Raw genomic sequence first — 5,743 nt, 5'->3', positions numbered from 1 at the left:
CCGGGTCGGCGGCCCCCACCGCCGAAGAGACCGCGACCGGCTCGACCAGGACGGCCCCGGGCGGTGACCGCGCCCAGTACGGCGTCTGCGCGTTCCTCGCCCTGGTCGGCCTCCTGGTGATCGTCGACGCGACCCGGATCGGGTCCGCGCTCAGCAGCGCCGACCCGATCGGCCCGAAGCCGCTGCCGATCCTGCTCGGCGTGCTGCTGCTGATCGTCGCCGCGGTGTACGCGGTGGACGTGGCCCGCGGCGGCGCGGGCGAGCCGGAGGCCGGCGAGGACGTCGACCTGACCACTCCCATCGACTGGCGGACGGTGCTGCTGCTGATCGGGGCGTTTTTGGTCAACGCGGTGTTGATCGACCGGCTCGGCTGGGTGATCAGCGGGACGCTGCTCTTCTGGGGCACGGCGTTCGCCCTCGGCAACCGGCACTACGTGCGTAACCTGCTGATCGCCGTCGCGCTGGCGTTGATCACCTTCTACACGTTCGCCATCGGGCTCGGCGTCAACCTTCCCGCCGGCGTGCTGCAAGGGATCCTGTGATGGACAACCTCGCCAACCTGCTCGACGGGTTCGCCAACGTGGTGACCCCGATGAACCTGCTGTTCGCGCTGCTCGGCGTCACCATCGGCACCGCCGTCGGCGTGCTGCCCGGCATCGGGCCGGCGATGACCGTGGCGCTGCTGCTGCCGGTCACCTACGGCATGGAACCCACCCAGGCGCTGATCATGTTCGCCGGCATCTTCTACGGCGGCATGTACGGCGGCTCGACCACCTCGATCCTGCTGAACACGCCCGGTGAGTCGTCGTCGGTGGTGACCGCGATCGAGGGCAACAAGATGGCCAAGGCCGGCCGGGCCGCGCAGGCCCTGGCCACCGCCGCGATCGGTTCGTTCGTCGCCGGCACCATCGCCACCCTGCTGTTGGTGCTGGTCACCCCACCGTTGGTGCAGTTCGCGATCAGCCTCGGCGCACCCGACTACTTCGCGCTGATGCTGCTGTCGTTCGTGGCGGTCACCGCCGTGCTCGGTGCGTCCCGGGTGCGCGGCTTCGCCTCGCTCCTGCTCGGCCTGGTGATCGGCATCGTCGGGATCGACTCGGTGAGCGGTCAGCAGCGGCTCACCCTGGGGATTCCGCAACTCGCCGACGGCATCGACGTGGTCGTGGTGGCGGTGGGCATCTTCGCCGTCGGTGAGGCGCTCTGGATCGCCGCGCACCTGCGCCGCCGGGCCGCCGAGGTGATCCCGGTGGGGCAGCCGTGGATGGGAAGGCAGGACTGGAAGCGGTCCTGGAAGCCGTGGCTGCGCGGCACCGCGTTCGGGTTCCCGTTCGGCGCGCTGCCGGCGGGCGGGGCGGAGATCCCCACCTTCCTGTCGTACGTCACCGAGAAGAAGCTGACCAAGCACCCGGAGGAGTTCGGTCGGGGCGCGATCGAGGGCGTCGCCGGGCCGGAGGCCGCCAACAACGCCTCGGCCGCCGGCACGCTGGTGCCGCTGCTGGCAATGGGCCTGCCCACCAACGCCACCGCCGCGGTGATGCTGGCCGCGCTCCACCAGTGGGGTTTCCAGCCCGGTCCGCTGCTCTTCGAGCGGGAATCCGCGCTGGTCTGGACGCTGATCGCCAGCCTCTTCGTCGGCAACCTGCTGCTGCTGGTGCTGAACCTGCCGCTCGCTCCCGCCTGGGCGAAGCTGCTGCGGATCCCGCGCCCGTACCTGTACGCCGGGATCGTCTTCTTCGCCTCGATGGGCGCGTACGCGGTCAACGCCTCGCCGTTCGACCTGTTCCTGCTGCTCACCATCGGCCTGCTCGGCTTCATGATGCGCCGGTTCGGGCTGCCGATCCTGCCGCTGATCGTCGGGGTGATCCTCGGCCCGCTCGCCGAGAAGCAGGGCCGGCGGGCGTTGCAGCTCTCCGGCGGTGAGCTGCACGGGCTGCTCGGCGGCTGGGTGTCCTGGACGGTCTACACCACGATCGTCGTGGTGCTGCTCTGGCCGCTGATCGGACGGTTCGTGGTCCGTCCGCTGCGGGGAAGGTTGGTGACCGGATGACGGTGCTGGTGGGGTACGTGCCCTCGCCGCTGGGCGAGGCGGCACTGCGGGCCGCCGTGGAGCAGGCCCGGTTCCGCGACGAGCCGGTGCTGGTGGTGAACACCTCGCGCGGCGACGCGTACGTCGACCCGCGGTTCGCCCAGGAGGCGGAGCTGGACCGGGTGAGCCGCGAGCTGACCGCCGCCGGGGTTCCGCACAGCGTGCGGCAACTGGTCCGGGGCCGGGACGCGGCGGAGGAGATCGTCGACATCGTCGAGGCGGAGGAGATCTCGATGGTGGTCATCGGGGTCCGGCACCGGACCGCGGTCGGCAAGCTCATCATGGGGTCGGCAGCGCAGGAGATCCTGCTCCGGGTGCCCTGCCCGGTGCTCGCGGTGAAGGCCGACTGAGTGCCGCCCGGGGACATCGCCGTCCCCGGGCGCGCCCCACCACGACCGACCGAAGGGAATCTCGATGACCGACAGCACCGCCGACCTCTACGACCGGTACGGCGAAGCCCTGGGCTCGTGCGACACCCAACTGCGTCAGTTCGGCGCCGTCACCGCCTTCGGCGGTCCGGCGGTCACCGTACGCTGCTTCGAGGACAACGCCCTGGTCAAGTCCGTCGTCTCCGAGCCGGGGGAGGGCCGGGTGCTGGTGGTGGACGGCGGCGGCTCGGTGCGCACCGCCCTGATGGGGGACCTCATCGCCGGCACGGCGGCGGAGAACGGCTGGGCCGGGGTGGTCATCAACGGCGCCGTGCGGGACGTCGCCGCGCTGCGTACCCTTCCGCTCGGTATCAAGGCGCTCGGCAGCAACCCGCGCAAGAGCGGCAAGACCGGGGCCGGGGAACGCGACGTCCCGGTGTCGTTCGGCACCTGTGTGTTCACCCCGGGCGCGCAGGTGCGCTGCGACGACGACGGGGTGGTGGTGCTGCCGCTCGGCTGAGCGACGGTCCGTTCACCCGCTGGCCGGGTGCGGGGCGACCTGCCCCCGGCGGAGCCGGGCCGCGCACAGCTCGGCGAGTTTCGCGTACGCGGGCGCGCCGATCAGCGCGGTCAGCTCCGGGCCGTACGAGACGTACATCGGGTCGGCGCCGACGTGCGCCTCGGTCGACGACGTGCACCACCAGTCCAGGTCGTGCCCGCCCGCGCCCCAGCCCCGCCGGTCGAACTCGGAGAGACTGGAGACCAGCACCTTGGTGTTGTCAGGTCGCGTGTGCCACTCCTGGTCGCGGCGGATCGGCAGCTGCCAGCAGACGTCCGGTTTGTACTCCAGCGGGTGCACCCCGTCCCGCAGGGCCTGGGCGTGCAGCGCGCAGCCGCCCCCGGCGGGGAATTCGGCGTCGTTGAGGAACACGCACGGCGCGTCGGCGGCGCGGGTGGCGGTGCGCCGGGCCGGGTTCTTGCCGTCGACCGTGTCGTTCTCGGTCCAGTTCCGGAAGCCCCTGCGGTAGTGCTGCCAGGTGGCCGGGGTGAGCCGCTTGACCGCGGCGCGGACCCGCTTCTCGTCGTCGGCGTCGGTGAAGAACGCGCCGTGCGAACAGCAGCCGTCGGCGGCCCGGCCGGCGACGATGCCGTGGCAACCCTTGCCGAACACGCAGGTCCAGCGGGACAGCAGCCAGGTCAGGTCGGCGCGGACCAGGTGCTTCGGGTCGGCCGGGTCGAGGAACTCGATCCACTCGCGCGGGAAGTCCAGCTCCACCTCGCGGCTGCGGGGGTCGTCGGGGTCGTCCACCAGCACGTGCAGTTCCACCTGGCTCGTCACCCGGACCAGCGTACGCGCGGTGATGCCCGCCGGCTGACGAGCCGCGGAAACCCGGTGGTCCTAAGGTCTAGCCATGCGACTGGGTGTTCTTGACGTCGGTTCGAACACGGTGCATCTGCTGGTGGTCGACGCCCATCACGGGGCGCACCCCTGGCCGGCGCACTCGGAGAAGGTGGTGCTGCGGCTGGCCGAGCAGATCGGCCCGGACGGTGCGCTGACCGAGGAGGGTGCCGACAGCCTGGTCAAGGCGGTCGGCATGGCCCGCGCGGCGGCCACCGGGCTGGTCGTCGACGACCTGCTGGCCTTCGCGACCAGCGCGGTCCGCGACGCCACCAACGCCGCCAAGGTGCTCAGCCGGGTCCGTGACGCCACCGGCGTACGCCTGGAGGTGCTCTCGGGCGCGGACGAGGCGCGGATGACCTTCCTCGCGGTGCGGCGGTGGTTCGGCTGGTCGGCGGGGCGGTTGCTGGCGATGGACATCGGGGGCGGCTCGCTGGAACTGGCCGCCGGCATCGACGAGAACCCGGACGTGGCGGTCTCGCTGCCGTTGGGTGCCGGGCGGCTGAGCCGGGAGCGGCTGCGGGTGGACCCGTCGGGCCTGGTCCCGCCGTCGGCCGAGGCCGTGGAGGAGCTGCGGGAGTACGTCGACGAGCTGCTCGACCCGGTGGTGGACAAGCTGACCGAGGTGGGTTGGGAGCGGCCGGTCGCCACGTCGAAGACGTTCCGGACGCTGGCCCGGCTGGCGGGTGCGGCGCCGTCGAGTGCCGGACTCTGGGCTCCCCGCAGCCTCACCCGCAGGGGGCTCCGACAGGTGCTCGGCTTCGTCCGGCACATCCCGCCCGCGATGTTGCCGGAGCTGGAGGGGGTGAGCGCGCAGCGGGCGCACCAGCTGCTCGCCGGGGCGGTGGTGGCCGAGGCGGTGATGCGCCGGCTCGACGTGCCGTCGTTGGATGTCTGCCCGTGGGCGCTGCGGGAGGGCGTCATCCTCAGTCGGCTGGACCAGCTGGCACCGATGTGATGTCGGTCGGCCGTTCTGGGCGGTTTGCCGACACTCGTCCCGAGCCGCCGCGCCGGACCCGGTTACCCTCGGGAGTGTGACTTCCCGCGTCCCCGTCCTTCTGTCCAGTTCCTCGGTCTTCCCCGAACGGACCGCGGCGGCCTTCCAGTTGGCCGCGGCGCTCGGCTACGACGGCGTCGAGGTGATGGTCTGGACCGACGCCGTCAGCCAGGACGCCGGCGCGCTGCGCGGCCTCGCCGAGCACTACGGCGTGCCGGTCCTCTCGGTGCACGCGCCCTGCCTGCTGGTCACCCAGCGGGTGTGGAGCCCCGACCCGTGGGAGCGGCTGCGCCGTTCCGCCGAACTGGCCTCGATCCTGGGGGCACCCACGGTGGTGGTGCACCCGCCGTTCACCTGGCAGCGCGACTACGCGCGCACCTTCGCCGAAGGGCTGGACGCGATCGTCCGGGAGTATCCCGACCTGCGCTTTCCGGTGGAGAACATGTACCCGGTCCGGATGGGCCGGCGGCAGTTCGTGCCGTACGTCCCGGGCTGGGACCCGACCGAGACCGGGTACGCCTCGTACACCCTGGACCTGTCGCACTGCGCGGCGTCACGTACCGACGCGCTGGCGATGGCGGACCGGATGGGTGAGCGCCTGGCGCACGTGCACCTGGGCGACGGCACCGGCGAGGGGCGCGACGAGCATCTGGTGCCGGGCCGGGGTGGCCAGCCCTGCGCCGAACTGCTGCGGTCGCTGGCCGGTCGCGGCTTCACCGGCTCGGTGGCCGTCGAGGTCACCACGAGGGGCGCGAAGAGCCGCGAGCGCCGCGAGGCGGACCTGCGCGAGGCCCTCGAATTCGCCCGCGCCCACCTGACCGCCCCCTCTCCCATAGACGCCTGATCCCACCCGCAGAAGCCGAGGGCCGGACCGGGGGGGAGAAGGTCAGGAG

7 protein-coding genes are annotated in these 5,743 nt (G+C 72.2%); 6 read left to right on the top strand and 1 reads right to left on the bottom strand.

All coding sequences use genetic code 11. From position 1 onward, the window contains the following. The 4 genes from E1182_RS28730 to rraA all read left to right on the top strand — a co-directional run. On the top strand, positions 1 to 542 hold a 542-nt coding region (locus tag E1182_RS28730; protein WP_207921556.1), incomplete at its 5' end, for a tripartite tricarboxylate transporter TctB family protein. Next, positions 542 to 2,047: a tripartite tricarboxylate transporter permease gene (locus E1182_RS28725; RefSeq protein ID WP_132270867.1), complete on the top strand. Its 1,506-nt coding sequence runs from the start codon at positions 542 to 544 to the stop codon at positions 2,045 to 2,047. The genes E1182_RS28730 and E1182_RS28725, both read left to right, overlap by 1 nt. Continuing rightward, a complete protein-coding gene (locus E1182_RS28720; protein ID WP_132270866.1) occupies positions 2,044 to 2,436 on the top strand; it encodes a universal stress protein in 393 nt (130 codons plus the stop codon). The genes E1182_RS28725 and E1182_RS28720 overlap by 4 nt, the downstream gene beginning before the upstream one ends. 64 nt (positions 2,437 to 2,500) lie before the next feature. Continuing rightward, positions 2,501 to 2,974 (top strand): ribonuclease E activity regulator RraA, encoded by a 474-nt coding sequence (gene rraA, locus E1182_RS28715; protein WP_207921555.1) that lies wholly within the window; start codon positions 2,501 to 2,503, stop codon positions 2,972 to 2,974. Between the two features lie 12 nt (positions 2,975 to 2,986). Here the strand turns inward: rraA and E1182_RS28710 are convergent, their stop codons facing one another. Beyond that, positions 2,987 to 3,793, bottom strand: coding sequence for a hypothetical protein (locus E1182_RS28710; protein ID WP_207921554.1), 807 nt, complete (start codon positions 3,791 to 3,793; stop codon positions 2,987 to 2,989). 73 nt (positions 3,794 to 3,866) lie between these two features. Between E1182_RS28710 and E1182_RS28705 the strand changes: the two genes are divergently transcribed. Next, positions 3,867 to 4,811, top strand: a complete 945-nt coding sequence (locus E1182_RS28705; RefSeq protein WP_132270864.1) for a Ppx/GppA phosphatase family protein — start codon at positions 3,867 to 3,869, stop codon at positions 4,809 to 4,811. Between the two features lie 76 nt (positions 4,812 to 4,887). After that, positions 4,888 to 5,694, top strand: a complete 807-nt coding sequence (locus tag E1182_RS28700) for a sugar phosphate isomerase/epimerase (protein ID WP_207921553.1) — start codon at positions 4,888 to 4,890, stop codon at positions 5,692 to 5,694. Positions 5,695 to 5,743 lie beyond the last annotated feature (49 nt).

The sequence above is a fragment of the Micromonospora sp. KC721 genome (genome assembly GCF_004348355.1).
Classification (GTDB): Bacteria; Actinomycetota; Actinomycetes; order Mycobacteriales; family Micromonosporaceae; genus Micromonospora.
The sequence above is the reverse complement of the archived record's forward strand: the minus strand, read 5'-3'. Positions and strand labels throughout refer to the sequence as shown.

Excerpts from the sequence above, each read along its gene's own strand:
- E1182_RS28705 (WP_132270864.1), top strand. The coding sequence starts at position 3,867 with ATGCGACTGGGTGTTCTTGACGTCGGTTCGAACACGGTGCATCTGCTG.
- E1182_RS28720 (WP_132270866.1), top strand. The coding sequence starts at position 2,044 with ATGACGGTGCTGGTGGGGTACGTGCCCTCGCCGCTGGGCGAGGCGGCA.
- rraA (WP_207921555.1), top strand. The coding sequence starts at position 2,501 with ATGACCGACAGCACCGCCGACCTCTACGACCGGTACGGCGAAGCCCTG.
- E1182_RS28725 (WP_132270867.1), top strand. The coding sequence starts at position 542 with ATGGACAACCTCGCCAACCTGCTCGACGGGTTCGCCAACGTGGTGACC.